17 protein-coding genes are annotated in these 17,765 nt (G+C 33.0%); 6 read left to right on the top strand and 11 right to left on the bottom strand.

The window, feature by feature from the left end; all coding sequences use genetic code 11:
• Nucleotides 1–199 precede the first annotated feature (199 nt).
• From B2741_RS03825 to B2741_RS03785, 9 genes are all read right to left on the bottom strand, one after another.
• Nucleotides 200–1,330 (bottom strand): tyrosine-type recombinase/integrase, encoded by a 1,131-nt coding sequence (locus B2741_RS03825; protein ID WP_291135600.1) that lies wholly within the window; start codon nucleotides 1,328–1,330, stop codon nucleotides 200–202.
• A 148-nt stretch (nucleotides 1,331–1,478) separates the two neighbouring features.
• On the bottom strand, nucleotides 1,479–2,870 hold the full coding sequence (mnmE, locus tag B2741_RS03820) for a tRNA uridine-5-carboxymethylaminomethyl(34) synthesis GTPase MnmE (protein ID WP_291135599.1): 1,392 nt from the start codon (nucleotides 2,868–2,870) through the stop codon (nucleotides 1,479–1,481).
• Nucleotides 2,871–3,010: 140 nt separating this feature from the next.
• Entirely contained in the window at nucleotides 3,011–3,574 is a 564-nt protein-coding gene (locus tag B2741_RS03815) for a hypothetical protein (RefSeq protein ID WP_291135597.1), read from the bottom strand.
• A gap of 179 nt (nucleotides 3,575–3,753) precedes the next feature.
• Entirely contained in the window at nucleotides 3,754–4,872 is a 1,119-nt protein-coding gene (gene dnaN / locus B2741_RS03810; RefSeq protein ID WP_291135595.1) for a DNA polymerase III subunit beta, read from the bottom strand.
• An 87-nt stretch (nucleotides 4,873–4,959) separates the two neighbouring features.
• On the bottom strand, nucleotides 4,960–6,642 hold the full coding sequence (gldG, locus tag B2741_RS03805; protein ID WP_414655298.1) for a gliding motility-associated ABC transporter substrate-binding protein GldG: 1,683 nt from the start codon (nucleotides 6,640–6,642) through the stop codon (nucleotides 4,960–4,962).
• The gene (gene gldF / locus B2741_RS03800; RefSeq protein ID WP_133610940.1) at nucleotides 6,642–7,367 is read right to left on the bottom strand and encodes a gliding motility-associated ABC transporter permease subunit GldF; all 726 of its coding nucleotides are present in this window, start codon (nucleotides 7,365–7,367) and stop codon (nucleotides 6,642–6,644) included. The genes gldG and gldF overlap by 1 nt, the downstream gene beginning before the upstream one ends.
• A 12-nt stretch (nucleotides 7,368–7,379) precedes the next feature.
• The gene (locus tag B2741_RS03795; RefSeq protein WP_291135591.1) at nucleotides 7,380–7,829 is read right to left on the bottom strand and encodes a hypothetical protein; all 450 of its coding nucleotides are present in this window, start codon (nucleotides 7,827–7,829) and stop codon (nucleotides 7,380–7,382) included.
• A gap of 4 nt (nucleotides 7,830–7,833) precedes the next feature.
• Nucleotides 7,834–8,130: a putative quinol monooxygenase gene (locus B2741_RS03790; RefSeq protein WP_111567812.1), complete on the bottom strand. Its 297-nt coding sequence runs from the start codon at nucleotides 8,128–8,130 to the stop codon at nucleotides 7,834–7,836.
• A gap of 9 nt (nucleotides 8,131–8,139) precedes the next feature.
• The gene (locus tag B2741_RS03785) at nucleotides 8,140–8,967 is read right to left on the bottom strand and encodes an SAM hydrolase/SAM-dependent halogenase family protein (RefSeq protein ID WP_291135589.1); all 828 of its coding nucleotides are present in this window, start codon (nucleotides 8,965–8,967) and stop codon (nucleotides 8,140–8,142) included.
• 106 nt (nucleotides 8,968–9,073) lie between these two features.
• On the opposite strand from B2741_RS03785, the gene B2741_RS03780 reads away from it, so the two are divergent.
• From B2741_RS03780 to B2741_RS03760, 5 genes are all read left to right on the top strand, one after another.
• A complete protein-coding gene (locus B2741_RS03780; protein WP_264369811.1) occupies nucleotides 9,074–10,027 on the top strand; it encodes a PhoH family protein in 954 nt (317 codons plus the stop codon).
• A 255-nt stretch (nucleotides 10,028–10,282) separates the two neighbouring features.
• Nucleotides 10,283–11,695, top strand: coding sequence for a hypothetical protein (locus B2741_RS03775; RefSeq protein WP_291135586.1), 1,413 nt, complete (start codon nucleotides 10,283–10,285; stop codon nucleotides 11,693–11,695).
• Between the two features lie 367 nt (nucleotides 11,696–12,062).
• Nucleotides 12,063–12,575 carry a hypothetical protein gene (locus tag B2741_RS03770; RefSeq protein WP_291135584.1) on the top strand — a complete coding sequence of 171 codons (513 nt, stop codon included), beginning with the start codon at nucleotides 12,063–12,065 and terminating at the stop codon, nucleotides 12,573–12,575.
• 159 nt (nucleotides 12,576–12,734) lie between these two features.
• The gene (locus B2741_RS03765) at nucleotides 12,735–13,685 is read left to right on the top strand and encodes a phosphoribosylaminoimidazolesuccinocarboxamide synthase (RefSeq protein WP_291135582.1); all 951 of its coding nucleotides are present in this window, start codon (nucleotides 12,735–12,737) and stop codon (nucleotides 13,683–13,685) included.
• 144 nt (nucleotides 13,686–13,829) lie between these two features.
• Nucleotides 13,830–14,231 carry an ankyrin repeat domain-containing protein gene (locus B2741_RS03760; protein WP_291135580.1) on the top strand — a complete coding sequence of 134 codons (402 nt, stop codon included), beginning with the start codon at nucleotides 13,830–13,832 and terminating at the stop codon, nucleotides 14,229–14,231.
• Between the two features lie 43 nt (nucleotides 14,232–14,274).
• Here B2741_RS03760 and B2741_RS03755 read toward each other — a convergent pair whose 3' ends face one another.
• Nucleotides 14,275–15,174: a hypothetical protein gene (locus tag B2741_RS03755; RefSeq protein WP_291135578.1), complete on the bottom strand. Its 900-nt coding sequence runs from the start codon at nucleotides 15,172–15,174 to the stop codon at nucleotides 14,275–14,277.
• Nucleotides 15,175–15,408: 234 nt separating this feature from the next.
• Nucleotides 15,409–16,503, bottom strand: a complete 1,095-nt coding sequence (locus B2741_RS03750; protein ID WP_291135576.1) for a M42 family metallopeptidase — start codon at nucleotides 16,501–16,503, stop codon at nucleotides 15,409–15,411.
• 110 nt (nucleotides 16,504–16,613) lie between these two features.
• Here B2741_RS03750 and B2741_RS03745 point away from each other — a divergent pair, with 110 nt between their 5' ends.
• Nucleotides 16,614–17,297, top strand: coding sequence for a DUF4294 domain-containing protein (locus B2741_RS03745; RefSeq protein ID WP_291135574.1), 684 nt, complete (start codon nucleotides 16,614–16,616; stop codon nucleotides 17,295–17,297).
• Nucleotides 17,298–17,765 lie beyond the last annotated feature (468 nt).

Raw genomic sequence — 17,765 nt, 5'->3', positions numbered from 1 at the left:
GGTCAATTTGACCGTTTTTTCCAGATATAGTGGTTTTTCAATAAAAACTTCGCAAAACAAGCTAAAATGCTCAAATTCATTTAACTTTTTTATTTTATTTTTAATTTTTTTATCGGTTGTTTCAGGATTATTATTCATTAATAATTTTCTAATCTTAAAATAATCTTTGTTTTTTTGAAAGTAATTAATAATCATGACATTATATTTCTATTTCTGGAATTAAGTTAGCTGCTTCTTTCATTTTTTTGTCTACAATTTTGGCGTAAATCGCTGTAGTTCGGATCTCCCGATGACCAAGACGTTTTGAAACAGTATAAATATCCGCACCGTTTTCTAGTAAAAGCACCGCATTCGTGTGTCGCGCACTATGGAAAGTGATGTGTTTTGAAATACCGGCTCTGTTACACCAACGTACAATCTCATTATTGTATACTGCTCCATATTTCAAACCCTTGAAAACTCTTTCTGAAGGATGTTGTCTATCACCTAGTAATTCTCTTGCCTGACTTGAGATGTATAAATATTCAACACCATCTGTTTTTTCTTGGCGAAAATTTACCCTACTAATTCCATTATCTTCATCTCTAACTTCGCTCCAGGTTAAAGTATTGATATCAGACCAGCGTAATCCAGTTAAGCAGGAAAAAATAAAAGCATTTTTAAGTACTTGATATTTACAATTTGTACTAGCGAGAGCTTGTAATTCTTGATAGGTTAAATATTCTCTTTGACTTTCAGCTTGCTCAAAAGATTTGATTTTTGAAGCATAATTGATAGATAGATAGCCTTCATCAAAAGCAGCTCTCAAACATGCTTTAAATTTATTCAGATAGGAGTATTTTGAATTAAGGGAAAGAGGTAAATTACTTTTAGTTTTTGCTTCCTTGTCAAAGTAGTTGCGAACCATTTTTACAAATTCTTCATCAATCTCTTCAAATAGTAAATTAGGATTGATACATCTTTTTAAATGTAGAAATGTAGCGGTCCAGTTTCCGTAGTTTTTCGGGGAATCGCTTTTCTCTTCAGTTTTTTCAATAAAAAAATCCAGGAAGCGTCTTTTTGATTTTGAAGTATTTTTAATATCAAACTTACCTTGAAAGAATTCAGCTTTTCTAATAGATAGAATTTGCTCCGCTAAAAGTTCAGTTTCTTTGTTTTCTTTCTTTTCAGCAGCAGTAAGTGGATTTTGATGAAGATACAATTTTAAATATTCAAAGTCTCTTATATGAATTCTTTTACCGTCTTTATCTAATTGTGAGCCTTTATAATATTCAAGGTAAAGACTATACTTGTCGTTCTTAAGCTTTTTCTTTTTTAAAGTGATTTTCATAGGTGTACATTTTTACACCTTTTTAGTATGAAGGTGTACATGAGATGAAACAAATGTACTAATAAGGTAAATCATAAACAAATCAAAATACTTGTAAATACTTGCTAGTCAAGTAAAAGAACAAAAAGTAAATCAAGAGAAAGTGGTTTTATTTCCCGATACAAAAGTTCGCAAAAATATTTCCAAGTAATTCGTTGTTGGTAACTTCTCCTGTGATTTCCCCAAAGTAGTGTAGGGCAGAGCGAATATCAATCGCCATCAAATCAGAAGAAATCCCTGAGTTTAAGCCCCATTTCACTTTCTGAATTTCTTCTAACGCTTTTAGTAACGAATCATAATGACGGGTGTTGGTCACAATCGTTTCGTTATTACGTAAAGCACCAGTGTTTACAAAGGACATCAATTCATTTTTTAATTCTTCAATGCCTACTTTTTGTTTTGCAGAAATGAAAATTGAATTCTCAATTTGTGATTCGAGATTTTGGAGTAAATTTTCATCTAGTTTGTCTTTTTTATTAAAAATCGTAAGTAAAGCTTTTTGTGGGTATTTGTTTTTAATTTTTTCTACTTCTACTTTTAAACGTTCTAGGCTTTCCATTGTTAATTCTGTGCTGTCAACAAGGAACATTACAACTTGAGCTTGTTCAATCTTTTCAAATGTTTTTTGAATTCCAATGCTTTCTACATGGTCTTGTGTTTCACGAATTCCTGCCGTATCAATAAATCGGAAACCAATTCCGTTGATAACCAATTCGTCTTCAATTGTATCACGAGTCGTACCCGCAATGTCGGAAACAATGGCGCGTTCTTCATTCAATAAAGCATTCAATAAAGTTGATTTTCCCACATTCGGTTCTCCTACAATGGCTACAGGAATACCGTTTTTGATTACGTTACCCACCGCAAACGAATCAATCAAGCGTTTCAATACAAACTCAATTCGTTCTAATAATTCATGAAATTGTGTTCTATCGGCAAATTCCACATCTTCTTCGGCAAAGTCCAATTCCAATTCGATTAAAGAAGCGAAATTCAATAATTCTTCACGAAGTTTGGCAATTTCGTTACTGAAACCACCACGCATTTGTTGCATGGCAATTTGATGAGACGCTTCATTATCCGAAGCAATTAAATCAGCAACCGCTTCCGCTTGTGATAAGTCCAATTTCCCGTTTAAAAAAGCACGCAAGGTAAATTCACCTGCCTGAGCCATTTTAGCGCCTCTACGAAGTAATAATTGGATAATTTGTTGTTGAATAAAAGTAGAACCATGACACGAAATTTCAATTACATTTTCTCCTGTGTATGAATTCGGGCCTTTGAAAATGGAAAGTAGTACTTGGTCGTACACTTTGCCGTTATCGACAATATGTCCTAAATGAATCGTATGCGTTTTCTGTTTTGTAATATCTTTTCCAGAAACCGATTGAAATACGTCAGCCGCTATCGTAATAGCATCTTTACCAGATAATCGAATAATAGCAATCGCACCCGCTCCAGACGGAGTAGCTAACGCAACTATGGTTTCTTGTGGAATCATGTTCTAAATTTAATTCTGCAAAGATAAATCAAAGTCAGAAGTTAGAAGTTAGAAGTTGGAAGTTTTTTTAGTTACACAAAGTCCAGCAAAGTTTAGCACGAAGTTACACTAAGTTTCCTTTGCGTCCTTTATTTTTAATTCTATTTCATTTTATGATGAATAATATCAGTAAAACTATTTTTATGAAACGTTTTGAGGTCTTTGTTTTTATCGATGATGTAATATCTCAAAGTATCATTATTCTTTAATTGAAATTTTACTTCATTATTTTCTAAAGTATCAATGTTTACAATTAGTTCAGAATATTCACTATACAGCTTATCAGAATAAAAATCAACTTGTAAAGATTTGTAGAATAGTTGTTTGTCTTTTTCAAATATAAAAACTTGTCTTGGAGTAGATGAATGTTTTAATTCCCAATGGTTTAAAATGTTTTCATTGAATTTTAAATTTAAAAAAGCATTAAATTTCTTTTGATTAAAAGGGTATTTAACTTCATGAATTTTTGAATTTGAGAAATAAACTATTGCAAATGGAGTTTCATGCTTTTTTTTAGTCAGAAAGAAGCAAATAGATATTTTCTCTTTATTATCTTTTTTTGAAATGAATTTATTTGCGATATCAACAACTTCTTCTTTTGAAATCCTATCACTTAGTAGAAGATAAGTTGTTGTTTTGTGTTCTCCCAAAATAGAGTAGTTCACTTCTTTTTTTGAGCAAGAAGTGAATATAATTAGTAATAACAAAACATAAACTCTTAGCATATTTATAAAAACAAATTAAATTAAAAAACCACTAAAGCCGAAGCTAAGTGGTTTTTAAAGTTAGTTAGGGTTGGTTATAAGATTTTCAGATTTAATACTGTAAAATCAAATATTGTAAATTAGTTGCTCAACATTACTGGCATTACTAGCATAGTAACAGTTTCGCCTTCGTCTAAGCCGTCAACTGGAGTTAAAATTCCAGCTCTGTTTGGCATTGACATTTCTAATTGGATTTCATCACTTGATAAATTATTCAACATTTCTGTTAAGAAACGTGAGTTGAAACCGATTTGCATATCGTCTCCTTGGTAATCACAAGTTAAACGCTCGTCTGCTTTGTTTGAATAATCGATATCTTCTGCCGAAATATTCAATTCAGTTCCTGCAATTTTTAAACGAATTTGATGTGTCGTTTTGTTAGCAAAGATAGCCACACGACGAACCGAGTTTAAAAACTGAACTCTGTTGATTAATAATTTGTTTGGATTTTCTTTTGGGATAACTGCTTCGTAGTTTGGATATTTTCCATCGATTAAACGACAAGTCAACACATAATTTTCGAAAGAAAATGTTGCATTTGAATCGTTATATTCGATAGCCACTTCTGAATCAGACGCACCTAAAATTCCTTTTAAAATGTTTAAAGGTTTCTTTGGCATAATAAAATCTGCTACTTGAGATGCTTTTACATCCGTGCGAGCGTATTTTACTAATTTGTGAGCGTCGGTTGCAACGAAAATTAATCCTTCTGGTGAAAATTGGAAGAAAACACCACTCATTACAGGGCGTAAATCATCGTTTCCAGCAGCGAAAATCGTTTTGCTTACTGCAGTTGCTAATACTTCCGCAGGAACTAATGTTTTTGAAGGATCATCTAAAACTACTGCTTTAGGAAATTCTTCTCCAGGTGCGTAAGCAATTGCATATTTTCCTGAATTTGAGCTAATCTCTACAGTTGAATTATCTTCAACAGTAAAAGTTAACGGTTGTTCTGGGAATGTTTTTAAGATATCTAATAAAAGTTTAGCAGGAATAGCAACACTTCCTTGACTTGTAGAATCAATTTCTAACGTAGCCGTCATGGTCGTTTCTAAATCAGAAGCTGAAACTTTTAATTGGTTGTTGTCTAATTCAAAAAGGAAATTATCAAGGATAGGTAAGGTGTTACTACTGTTGATAACACTACCTAAAACTTGTAATTGTTTTAATAAATACGAACTCGATACTATAAACTTCATCATCTTGTATTTTAAAATCGTGATTTGATTTTATATTTCACAAATATATTCTAATTCTACTCAAACGCAAAAACAAATTATCAACAACTAACGGCTATATTTTCTTTTGCGCAAGAAAGTGAATAAAAACCCAAAGATAGCTAAAATAACTATTGGTAATCCGACAGTTACCATTTGTGCCATGGTGTAATTTTTATACACTTCTTCCTTATTTAAAAGTGGTAAATCAACATCTTTACTTCGGATGTTAATAAGTCCATTATCATCTAAAAGGTAATTTACGCAGTTCATTAGGAACTCTTTGTTACCATATAATTGATTTGTCCACTTGTCAAAACCTAATTCTAATGGAACGCCTTTGTCTAACTGGTTTTTAATCACATCTCCATCCGAAATAACGATCATTTTATTGTCTTTTCCTGTAGCTTGGAACGAATTATCTTTAAACGGTAATATACGATTTTGGTAAGCTGATTTGAATTTTCCTTCCATTAAAACTGCTACTGGAAGCAAGCCTTTACCTTCGTATTCTTCAGGGGTAGTTTCTTCAGTTACCATATCTAACGAAATCGGAGTTGGTGTTCCAATGGTTTTCGAATATTCAGACGAACTTAATAAAACCGTTTTTTTGATATCGTTTTTCAGGATTTCAATAGGGGAAGCAAATTCAAACTTAATCCCTTCCATGTTTTTTACAATCGGATTAGTAGAAGTTGGATAGATAAAAGGTGCAAATTTCCAAGTGTATTCTTGCATTTGGGTTTCGCTTCCTTGATTTCCTGATGCTAATTTGATAGGCGTTGCATATTCATCTTTCACCAATAACGGATTGATTCTAATTCCGTATTTGAAAAACATATCGGTTAAATTCAATTCTCGTTGCGCTGCTAAAATCGTACCGGTTTCGTTATATAAACTATCCATGTCCGCAGAAACTACATCTACTAACCACAAGGTTTTTCCACCATTCATGATGAATTGGTCTAACACTTGTTTTTCTTCTTCTGTAAATGCTTCTGTTGGTTTCGCAATTACGGCTAAGTCGTATTTTTTTAGCGCTTCTAAAGTCTGAGTAGGTTGTTTTGCTACCGAATCTAATGTAAAAGGTCCGATATAATAACTTTCTTTAACTGTTCTTAGGAAATCGGCCATGAAAGGTTCTAAAACTTCTCCGTTACCTTTGATTACGGCAATTTTCTTTTGTTTCTCTTTCGAAATTTTATTGATAGCTTCCGCAAAACCAAATTCCAAATGCTGTACCGAACTAATTACTTTTTGTTCCGTTGAAGCTCCCATTAAGTTTTTCAATAAAGCCACTTTCGTAAATCTATCTCCATATGTCGCTTGTGCCCAAGGGAAAACCACTTCTTGCGATTGTTTTCCTTTGTCCTCCACGGTGATGCTCAATGGTTGCATGCCTTTTGCGTAGAATTCTTTCATTTTTTCTACTCGCGTTTCCTCTTTTTCAATCGGATTTTTAAAGTTGAAAATAATGTTTGAATTATACGCTGTGAATTCCTCTAAAAGTTGTTTGGTTTCGTTTTGTAAACGCTTAAATTCTGGTGGAAAATTGCCTTCCAAATACACTTCAATGTATAACGGACTTTCAACCTCTTTTATAATGTTTAATGTCGTTTCCGATAACGTATAGCGTTTGTCTTGAGTTAAGTCGAAACGTTTGAAAAAGAAGTTGCTGATTAAATTGATAACGATGATGGCTAAAAATACAATTCCTAATTGTTTTAAAGCTTGTGATTTGTTCTCTTTCATTACCATTTCAAAGATTTAAGTTGATAAACCGTTGCCGATAAAAATAAAAACGTCACACTCACAAAGTACACAATATCACGTGTATCTAACACACCGCGACTCATACTTTTAAAGTGATAATCCATTCCTAAAGCAGCAAACATCGAACTATAATTTCCAAGGAAAGAAGCAATTCCATCAAATCCGAAATAGAAAAAGAAACAACAAAAAACAGCAATTATAAACGCTACAATTTGATTGTCTGATAAAGTAGAAGCGAAAATTCCAATCGCCGTATAAGCTGCAATTAAGAACAACAATCCGAAATACGAACCAAGTGTACTTCCCATGTCAATATTGCCTTGCGGATTTCCAAAATGAGAAATCGTCAAAACATAAATAATCGTTGGAACAATCGCTAAAATGATTAAAACTAAAGCGCCTAAGAATTTTCCGTTTACGATGTCCCAATTAGAAAGCGGTTTGGTAAACAATAACTCAATCGTTCCTTGCTTTTTCTCATCCGAAAAACTACGCATGGTTACGGCAGGAATTAAGAAAATTAAAATCCATGGTGCCAATTTGAAAAACGGACTCATATCGGCAAAACCCGAGTTTAAAATGTTGAATTCGCCTTCAAAAACCCAAAGAAATAATCCGTTGAGTAAAAGAAAAATCCCGATGACTAAATATCCAATCGGCGAACCAAAAAAGGATTTTATTTCTCGTAATAATAATGCTTTCATTTATATGTTTTATTAATTTTCTTCTATACCATTATTTGTTTTCTTTGAGCTTGATATCACTCCATTTCTATATTCAACTCTAAAAGTTATATTTTTTTTGAAAAATAAAAATTTATGAAATGAAGAAGCAATAACGACAAAGTTATATTTATTGTTGTGATTTGGAATATAAATAACATCATATGAAATATTTGAGAGTATTTCATTCATTTTATTTTCCATTCCTGAAAGATTTCTTTTGAAAACATTTCCTATCTCTTCATGTTTGATAGAAAAGTTTTCAATAAAACTTTTTAAAAGTTCTAATTGTTCATCACTAATTTCTTTATTTTTAGCTTCTAGAAAGATATCTGTAAATGATTTTTGTTTATCGAATGTAAAGGTTCCATGGAAATTTTTATTATCTCCAAACATCGATTCAACATAAGTCAAATCAGTTAAAATTGATTCTAGTTTTTTCATTTAATTATTCTAAAGTAACCAATCTATCCACACTCCACGCTTCTGGTTTGTCGCTGAATAGGGTTTTTGTGTATGTCCAAACGCCATCAAATAAAGCTGATTTTCTGTAATTTTCTAGCGCTTCTTCATTTTCCCAATAACTATAAGTAAAGAAAATACGTTTGTCATTTTTGTCTTGATACAATTCTAAGAAACGGTTTCCTTCGAAGTTTCGTATGTGGTGTTTCACTTCTTCAAAATTATTTAAAAAAGCTTCGATTTTATCTTCCTGAAAACGCATTTTTACAATTCTTATGAACATAGTTTTGTTTTATTTAAATTTTACCGAAATACTATCTCTAAAATGCAATCCTAATAATGTAGCAGCAGAACCCACCGTCTTTGGATTACTCTTGTAAATAGCAATTTCTAAATACCCATTTTCGTTGAACAAAGCCAAGAAGTCGCCTTCTAAATCTTTCAGTTGCTTAGTGTCGGAAACTGGAAAATCAGAATAGCTTTTGTGCAAACGGGTTATCTTTTTATTTTTAATAATGATTTCAAATTTTCTACTTCGAATCGTATCGTTAAATTGTTTTTGTGAAATATTAGTAACGCAATTTCCAAACGAATCGATATACACGATTTGTCCTTTTATTTCAGTTAAATCATCAGAAACTGATGAAGTCAATACACTAACCGATTTCAAGGATTGAATTTCCTTTCCAATAACATTCAGCAAACCACCTCTCGAAATATGACAAGCCACGGCTGCAAAAACATCCATATCGCTTACATCGGTATTCAATCTATCATGAATAGTAATAGCAACAATTTTCTGTGGGATTTTCTTCTGAATTAAGGTATTCAATATGCCATTATCGGCACAAATAAAGTAATGATCGTCCCATTGCATTGCAATATGTTGGGTATCGCCCACACGTTCGCTATCCACACCAATAATATGAATGGTTCCTTTTGGGAAATTTGAATAGGAAGCCTCAATGCAGTAACTTGCTTCTAATGTGTTGAATAAGTCAATTTCGTGCGAAATATCAACAATAACAGCCTCTTTTTGTTCCGACAGAATTTTGCCTTTCAAAGCACCTACGAAGTAGTCTTTGTGTCCAAAATCGGTAATTAGCGTAATTATTGACATTTTTTTGTTTATAACTTATTTGAAATCCAACAGTAGTTTTTACTAAATTTGATTGCAAAGCTACTATAATTTTAGCGTTTCAAAAATAATTAAAAAAAGAAAGCCTTTGAACGAAAGAATCATTGAATTAGTCGACATTGCTCCAAAAGAATTTTGGGGCGCGCAAGATGCTCATCTTGAATCTATTAAGAAGTATTATCCAAAACTTAAAATCGTAGCACGAGGAACTACTCTTAAAGCGTATGGTGAGCCTGAAATCTTGGATGAGTTTGAAAATCGCTTCAGAAGATTAATGAATCACTTTACGCGTTACAACAGTATAGATGATAATGTTATTTTGAGGGTATTAGAAACAAGTCATCAACATGACGCCGAACACATGCACGACAGAGACAAAATTTTAGTGCATGGAATAGGAGGTAAGCTAATTAAAGCGATGACGCCTAATCAACAAAAATTAGTGGATACCATTCACAAAAATGATATGGTGTTTGCTATTGGTCCAGCCGGAACAGGGAAAACCTATACCGGTGTAGCTATGGCGGTTAAAGCTTTGAAAGAAAAACAAGTCAAACGAATTATTTTAACGCGTCCTGCAGTTGAAGCAGGGGAGAATTTAGGTTTTCTTCCAGGTGATATGAAGGAAAAATTAGATCCGTACATGCAACCTTTATATGATGCATTGCGCGATATGTTGCCGCCACAAACCTTAGAAGATTACATTTTAAAAGGAATTATTCAAATCGCACCATTAGCTTTTATGCGTGGTCGTACGTTAGATAATGCCTTTGTAATTTTAGATGAAGCACAAAACACAACGCATTCCCAAATGAAAATGTTCTTAACGCGTATGGGAAAAAATGCCAAATTCATGATTACAGGCGACCCAGGTCAGGTGGATTTACCACGAAGAACCATTTCGGGATTGAAAGAAGCGATTCTGATTCTAAAAGATGTAGAAGGTGTGGGGATTATCTATTTAGATGATAAAGACATTGTACGTCACAGATTAGTGAAGAAAATTATTGATGCGTATAAGAGTATTGAGAATAACGATTAAAACCTTTAATTATATAATTGAAAAACAGCTTTTTAAAAGCTGTTTTTTGTTTTTATAACAATTTCGCAATAAGGAACTTTAATTAACTTTTAAAATTATTTAAAATTTATTAAAAGTGTTAAAATGTAATATATTATTTAAAAAATAAAAATGTTTTATAAAAAATGCATACTTTATTGATGAAAAATATAAATAAATGTTAAATTTGAATTATGAATCTTAAAAAAACAAAAATGAACTTAATTCCCCTACTTTATGAAAAAAAATTACATAACCTTAATTGCGTTACTATGCTTTTGTACGATTAACGCTCAAGTGGGTATTGGCACGGTAACCCCACAAGCTTTTTTAGATATTAACTCTAATACTCAAGGAGTCTTGGTTTCTAGAGTGGCATTAACAGCTAGAAATGTTGCACTACCCGTTGTAAACCCGCAAGGAGGTGCCCTTGCAAATGGGACTTTAGTCTACAATACTGCTACAAATGGAGTTGCACCATTAAATGTTGCTCCTGGCTTTTATTTTTGGGATGGAACTCGATGGGTTGCATTAGATGGAACCGGAGGACGTGATTGGTCTTTATTAGGAAATTCAGGAACAAATCCTGCCACAAATTTCTTAGGAACTTCAGATAATCAAAATTTAATTTTTAGAACAAATAATCTTCAACGAGCTGTTGTTCGCTCAGACGGAAACGTTGCCATAAATTCTGCAGGCGACGCATTTACAAAATTATATGTTACAACTACCGGAGCTGGAAACGATGCAGTTCACGGCGCTAATAATGATAATATTGGTAACGCTTTTTGGGGAACCAATGTTAATAACGGTGGTACAGCCATTTTAGGTGGCGCTGGTCCTGGTGCAAGTATTTTTCCTAGTACGGGTGCTGGAGTTGCGGGTTCTGGACCATTTGTGGGTGTTTATGGCTCTAATGGTTTTGGTGACCCAAATAATGCGACTTATTATACCAATTGTGCCGGTGGTTTTGGATTGGATTCCGATAATAACGTTGCGACTTTAAATTCAAGTGCTTTTGCTAAAATAGCTGGAATTGATAATATTTCTCCTAATGGCGTTTTGGCCAATAGAAGAAGTTTATATGGAGGTTATTTTAATGGCGGTGTTGGAGCGGGGCAATCGTATGCTTATGTTGGAATAAAATATAACGCAACAAATACTGGCACAGGTGGAACTAATTACAAAATCATTGGAAATGGAACTAATTCTACCATGATTATGGATAAAGAAAATAAACCACGCGTACTATTTTCGCCAGAAGCACCAGAAATTTTATTTGAAGATTACGGAACAGCCGAATTAATCAATGGTGAAGTTTATGTTGCTATAGATGAGGTATTAAAAGAAGCTTTATTTATTGACGAGAAGCATCCATTAAAAGTTTTTATCCAATTAGAAGGCGATTGTAACGGTGTTTATGTCACCGAAAAATCTAAAAACGGATTCAAAGTAAAAGAATTAGCTAGTGGGACAAGTAATACAAAATTCTCTTGGCATATTGTGGCTAACAGAGCAGATGATAAAGATGCAGATGGAAATATAACATCTGAACACGTGGGATTACGTTTACCTTACGGACCAATAGCAGCAAAAGAAACTCAATTAGCAACCAAAAGCAATGAAAAAGATGTAGTTGCATCAAAATAACAAATATGAAATCGCTATTGACTACAAGTTTTCGAGAGAAAACACCAAAATAAAAAAGGCGATACCATATGTTACAGAAAAAAAAATAAAATTTAAACATATGAAATCATTTTTAACGTAAAACCCATTGATTGTAACTTTAAATCAATGGGTTTTATATTTTCTCGTTTATTATAACATTATTTCATAGCGCAACATAATTACAATACCAATTTCATTTTTTGCAGTTGAAAATAACGGTACGTCTTATAATTTGTTTAGTTAGTAAACTTTATTTTCTTTTAAATATGTAAAACTTTGCAGAAATTCTGTAATCCTTTTGGCAAGGAATTGACTCAAATTTGCATTTTAATATTAAAAGAAAAAAATGAGAAAATTATTTTTATTGATTGGGTTATTTGGACTAAACACTATTTTTGGTCAAGAAACAGAAGTTGAACTTACAGCAGACAATTCATGGTTAAAAGCGGGTATAACTACAGGTATTCCTGTTGGTGATGCTGGAGATGCCGCATCGTTTAATTTAGGTGTTGATTTAAGAGGGCAATATTTAATTAATCCTAATTTCGGAATTGGTTTAGCTACTGGTTATAATCACTTTTTTGCAAAAGATGAGTTGGAAGATTTCGGACTTATTCCTGCAGCGGTTTTTTTACGTTACTATTTTACACCAACGGGTTTGTTTTTTGGTGCTGATTTAGGTTACGGATTCTTAACTAAGGTAGAAAATAACGATGGTGGTTTATATGTAAATCCTCAAATTGGTTACCACAATAACGATTGGAATATTTTTGCTTTTTATCAAAACACATTTGCTGAAAATGATATTGATATTCAAACAGTAGGAATAGGCGCTACTTACAACATTCGTTTTAAATAAGCCGTATACAATTTTTTAAAAAGAGAAGTTCGAAAGAGCTTCTCTTTTTTTATTAAATAATTTTTGAAAGAAAATAAATAGTTTACTTTTGCACTTCAACACACCCGAGGCGAGCCGAACTGTATGGAGCGTAGCGGAATAAAACAACAACACAACATAATGAATACAATTACGACTACCAATTTCAATTTTCCAGGTCAAAAATCGGTGTACCGTGGAAAAGTTAGAGAAGTTTACAATATTAATGATGACTTATTAGTGATGGTTGCTACCGACCGTCTTTCGGCTTTTGATGTGGTTTTACCAAAAGGAATTCCTTACAAAGGGCAAATCCTAAATCAAATTGCGACTAAATTCATGGAATTAACTTCTGATATTGTACCAAATTGGTTAGTAGCAACTCCAGATCCAAACGTAGCGGTAGGATATTTATGTGAGCCTTTCAAAGTGGAAATGGTAATTCGTGGTTATTTATCTGGACATGCAGCGCGTGAATATGCAGCAGGAAGAAGAATTCTTTGTGGTGTAACAATGCCAGAAGGTTTAAAAGAAAATGATAAATTTCCAACACCAATCATCACGCCAACTACTAAAGCGGATAACGGTTCGCACGACGAAGACATTTCGCGTGAAGCTATTTTAGCCAATGGAATCGTAACGGAAGAAGATTACATAATTTTAGAAAAATACACCAGAGCATTATACCAAAGAGGAACTGAAATTGCAGCCTCTCGTGGTTTAATCTTAGTAGATACGAAATACGAATTCGGGAAGACAAAAGATGGACAAATCGTATTAATCGACGAAATCCATACACCAGATTCTTCGCGTTATTTTTATGCAGAAGGATACCAAGAAAGACAAAACAACAACGAAGAACAAAAACAATTGTCAAAAGAGTTCGTGCGTCGTTGGTTAATTGAAAACGGTTTCCAAGGAAAAGAAGGGCAACAAATTCCAAACATGACCGACGAATACATTGAAACAGTTTCTGAACGTTACATTGAGTTATTCGAAAATATCATTGGAGAAAAATTCGTAAAAGCCGATATTTCCAACATCAATGAGCGAATTGAGAAAAACGTTTTGAATTATTTACAGAATAGATAATAAATCATTAAGCAAATGTAAAAGTCGGTGTTTCATCGGCTTTTTTTTATGCTGTTTGTTAAAGTTATGTTAGATTTTAAAAAAGCTGTAACGAAAGAGGCTAGAGTTCGTCCTATTCATATCAATCATTAAAAATCAATTATCATGAAAAAAACGAACAGATTTTGGGTAATCTTACCCGCAGTAGCCATGTTGTTTACTAATGCGTTACAAGCAAGTGAAAGTACAACAACAAACACAACACCAGTTGCCGTTGTGAAACCAACACCATCTCAATTAAATTTAGCCATTAGTAAAGGCGATTTAGCAAAAGTGCAACAATTAGTGGAAATAGGAGTAGACTTCAACAAGAAAGACGAACGCGGCAAAACACCTTTAATGTACGCCATTTTATTTAACCAACCGCAAATTGTGTCCTACTTAATTAAAAAAGGTGCCGATTACAGAGCTGAAGATTCTAACGGATTAACCATCTTAGATTACGCTGAGAAATCAAAATCAGAAGAAATTATAAAACTGGTCAACGACGCTCGTAAAAGAAGATAAGAGAAAATCCCGCGAAAGCGGGATTTTTGTGTGTTTTGAAGATTTATTGATCATCTTGTTCTGAAATTAAACCATATCCTGAGGCTTTTAATTGTACAGTATTCTTTATATCTTCTAATTTTGAGTAAAGCGCCTTTAAGCTAAAATGGTTTTCCATTCCATGATCAAAAATATGTTTGATTTTATTATTGTTATAGTTGATTGTAAGATTGCACATTGCATGACTAGAACTTCTTTCAAAATACTCTTCTTTTAAACTTGGAAAATCCATATAGTTAAGTAAATCAATTAGCTCGTTGTATTCTTTAAGTAATAATTTTCTATCTGCTTTATAATAGTATAAAGTATCGTTTATACCTTTTGATAATTTAAAAGATGTTTTAAGATTTTGGTTTATGACAATTTTATATTCACCTCTATTATCAAATCCATTAAATGAGATTTTTTCGATTTTATATTTTTTTGGATAACTATTGTAATTAATTAGATTATCATATTTGTAAATTAGTGTGTCAATACTAAAATTAAATCTAGAACCTCTTTTTATTACTAAAAGGTCTTGATTGTTTTTTCTGATAACTTTTGGAATTAAATCAGTTCCACTTTCATCTAATCTAAAAAAATTAATAGAATCATTGCTATAATTCATAAAAGCATAAGAATACATTCTGCCGTATTCGTATTTTCCTGCAACAAAGAGATCCGTGTAGCCGTTATTATCAAAATCGCCTTTACAATAAGGATGAATTAAGCGTGTAGAATCTTTTATCATTTCTAAACGATAATTGTATTTTGTAAAGCTTGAATCAAATGATTTTATGAAGTTTTCAACTTGAGCTATTGAAGTTAAACTATCTATTTTAGTAAGTGTAAAGTTGTCTTTTGATTCTTTTTTACAAGAAAAGAAAATAGATACAAATGTTAAACATATAATTTTTTTCATTTTGAGGAAATGTATTGAAGAACTGAATATAACTCGTTTATGACTAACAAAATAAGACTTATCAAACCAATTTTGGGTGTATATAGTACTGATAAAGTTAATTCCCCTGCAATATAACAAAATTCTCACAAATAAATTGCTGTAGATTTTCTGTACATTTTTAAAAAATTTCAAAAAAGCACAAAAAAAAATCCTCAAACAAATGAGGATTTTAAATTTTATAACAAAAAACTACTATTTAAAATAACTAAACGTTTCGTTATTCTCAATTTTCAATAGCGTTTCGTAAATCAATTTAATTACATTTTCTACGTCGTCGCGGTGCACCATTTCTACTGTGGTGTGCATATAACGCAACGGTAACGAAATCAAAGCCGAGGCAACTCCGCCATTGCTATACGCAAAAGCATCGGTATCGGTTCCTGTAACGCGAGAAGTCGCATGACGTTGGAAAGGTATTTTGTTTGCTACCGCTGTGTCCACAATCATTTCACGTAAAACGTTTTGTGTCGCAGGAGCGTAAGCAATAACCGGTCCGCGTCCCATTTTTAAATCACCTTCAATTTTTTTATCAATCATAGGTGTCGTCGTATCGTGGCAAACATCGGTAACAATTGCTACGTTTGGTTTAATGCGTTGGGTAATCATTTCGGCACCACGCAAACCAATTTCCTCCTGCACCGAGTTTACGATGTATAATCCAAAAGGCAATTTCTTTTTGTTCTCCTTTAATAAACGCGCTACTTCGGCAATCATAAAACCACCCATGCGGTTATCAATGGCTCTACATACAAATTTATCGTTGTTTAAAATCTCAAAATTATCAGGATACGTAATCACACAACCCACATGAACGCCTAAGGCTTCCACTTCGGCTTTCGTTGAGCAACCACAATCAATAAATATGTTTTCAATTTTTGCCGTTTCTTCTGCTTTTCCGCTTCTTCCTCTAGTGTGAATCGCTGGCCAACCAAAAACACCACGAACAATTCCTTTCTTCGTATGAATGTTCACTCGTTTCGATGGCGCAATCTGATGATCCGAACCTCCGTTTCTAATCACGTAGATTAATCCGTCATCGGTAATGTAATTCACATACCACGAAATTTCATCGGCATGACCTTCAATAATTACTTTATAAGGAGCGTCAGGATTAATAACTCCAACGGCACTTCCGTAGGTATCAATAATAAAAGTATCAACATATGGTTTTAAATAGTCCATCCAAAGTTTTTGCCCTTCCGATTCGTATCCTGTTGGAGAAGCATTATTCAAATAGTTTTCCAAAAAAGTCATCGACGACTTCTTTAATATCGATTTCGTACTCATCTTAATTATAATTTTTTGCTAAAATATAAATAAGTAATTAGAGTTTCATAATATTTCGATAATTTTGGTTTACTTTTTGCAGTGAGTTAAAAAGTATAAAATCAATCATCATGTATAAGTTAATTTTAAGTAGTTTCTTGCTATTCATCACTACTTTTTCTTTTGCTCAAACCGAAACCGATACGTTAAAAATGACGCAACAGGATTCGTCTATTATATATTCTATAGAATTAAAGGAAATTATTTTCACTCCAGACAATGTCTATTCCATAGATGAAGATAAAAAAGCCAAGTTAATATTAAAGAGAAGAATCTTTAAAGTATATCCATTTGCAAAATTAACAGCGGATAAATTAACGCAGTTAAATGCTACGATGGCAAAACTAAAAACCAATCGCGAAAAAAAGAAATACTTTAAAATTGTAGAAAAGTATTTAGAAGAAGAATTCGAACCGCGTTTAAAAAAGCTATCTCGTAAAGACGGTCAAATTCTAGTCAAACTAATTTACCGCCAAACCGGACACACCACTTTCGATTTAATTAAAGAATACAAAAGCAGTTGGAAAGCCTTTTGGGCAAACTCCACCGCTTATTTATTCGACATCAATTTAAAAACCCAATACAAACCCTACGACGTAAAAGAAGATTACCAAATCGAAGGAATCTTAAACGCCGCCTTCAATCAAAAGCAATTAACCAAGCAAGAACCAGCCAAACCTATCGACTTCGATAAGTTAAACAACCACTGGATTAATAAAATCAAAACCAAACCCACCGCAGAAGCTAACAAGTAATTTTTTTAGAAGCACACATTCCGCATTCCATAAAACTCCTGGTCCCGCTGTCTGCTACAATCTTTTTTTGCTTTGTCAAATTGAGCGAAGTCGAAATAAAGCAAAAAAAGGATTTCCACTCCCATCGGGGCTAGACAAGGTGTATAGTATTCCAGATAACTATCCCACTGGCTTGCGAAGCGAGCAACACTTTGCCCTTGAACTTGCCCTTGAATTTGAACTTGTCATTCCGCCGAAGTAGGAATCTCCTGCGCAGCAGGCTACCGCTTAACGCAGTTAAGCCCACAACCTGAAACCTGAAACCTAAAACCTGAAACCCATCCAACCCCTTCTATGAACTTTTCCCACACTATATATAAGTAAAAAAAACTTATATGACTTATATGTTTAACAACCCCTTTGTGTTTTTTGTGCCTTCCTCGTGCCCTTAGTGGTTAAGCCTTAAAAAAAACTTTCCTATATTAAATC

It is taken from the genome of Flavobacterium sp. UBA7663 (assembly GCF_002483315.1).
In the GTDB taxonomy this organism is placed as follows: domain Bacteria; phylum Bacteroidota; class Bacteroidia; order Flavobacteriales; family Flavobacteriaceae; genus Flavobacterium.
This window is presented reverse-complemented; position numbering and strand designations above follow the sequence as displayed.

Bases quoted from the DNA above. Each gene is read 5' to 3' on its own strand.
- gldF (WP_133610940.1), bottom strand. From the start codon at position 7,367: ATGAAAGCATTATTATTACGAGAAATAAAATCCTTTTTTGGTTCGCCG.
- B2741_RS03745 (WP_291135574.1), top strand. From the start codon at position 16,614: ATGTATAAGTTAATTTTAAGTAGTTTCTTGCTATTCATCACTACTTTT.
- mnmE (WP_291135599.1), bottom strand. From the start codon at position 2,870: ATGATTCCACAAGAAACCATAGTTGCGTTAGCTACTCCGTCTGGAGCG.
- B2741_RS03765 (WP_291135582.1), top strand. From the start codon at position 12,735: ATGAATACAATTACGACTACCAATTTCAATTTTCCAGGTCAAAAATCG.
- B2741_RS03775 (WP_291135586.1), top strand. From the start codon at position 10,283: ATGAAAAAAAATTACATAACCTTAATTGCGTTACTATGCTTTTGTACG.
- B2741_RS03785 (WP_291135589.1), bottom strand. From the start codon at position 8,967: ATGTCAATAATTACGCTAATTACCGATTTTGGACACAAAGACTACTTC.
- B2741_RS03760 (WP_291135580.1), top strand. From the start codon at position 13,830: ATGAAAAAAACGAACAGATTTTGGGTAATCTTACCCGCAGTAGCCATG.
- gldG (WP_414655298.1), bottom strand. From the start codon at position 6,642: ATGAAAGAGAACAAATCACAAGCTTTAAAACAATTAGGAATTGTATTT.
- B2741_RS03795 (WP_291135591.1), bottom strand. From the start codon at position 7,829: ATGAAAAAACTAGAATCAATTTTAACTGATTTGACTTATGTTGAATCG.
- dnaN (WP_291135595.1), bottom strand. From the start codon at position 4,872: ATGAAGTTTATAGTATCGAGTTCGTATTTATTAAAACAATTACAAGTT.
- B2741_RS03770 (WP_291135584.1), top strand. From the start codon at position 12,063: ATGAGAAAATTATTTTTATTGATTGGGTTATTTGGACTAAACACTATT.
- B2741_RS03750 (WP_291135576.1), bottom strand. From the start codon at position 16,503: ATGAGTACGAAATCGATATTAAAGAAGTCGTCGATGACTTTTTTGGAA.
- B2741_RS03790 (WP_111567812.1), bottom strand. From the start codon at position 8,130: ATGTTCATAAGAATTGTAAAAATGCGTTTTCAGGAAGATAAAATCGAA.
- B2741_RS03755 (WP_291135578.1), bottom strand. From the start codon at position 15,174: ATGAAAAAAATTATATGTTTAACATTTGTATCTATTTTCTTTTCTTGT.
- B2741_RS03825 (WP_291135600.1), bottom strand. From the start codon at position 1,330: ATGAAAATCACTTTAAAAAAGAAAAAGCTTAAGAACGACAAGTATAGT.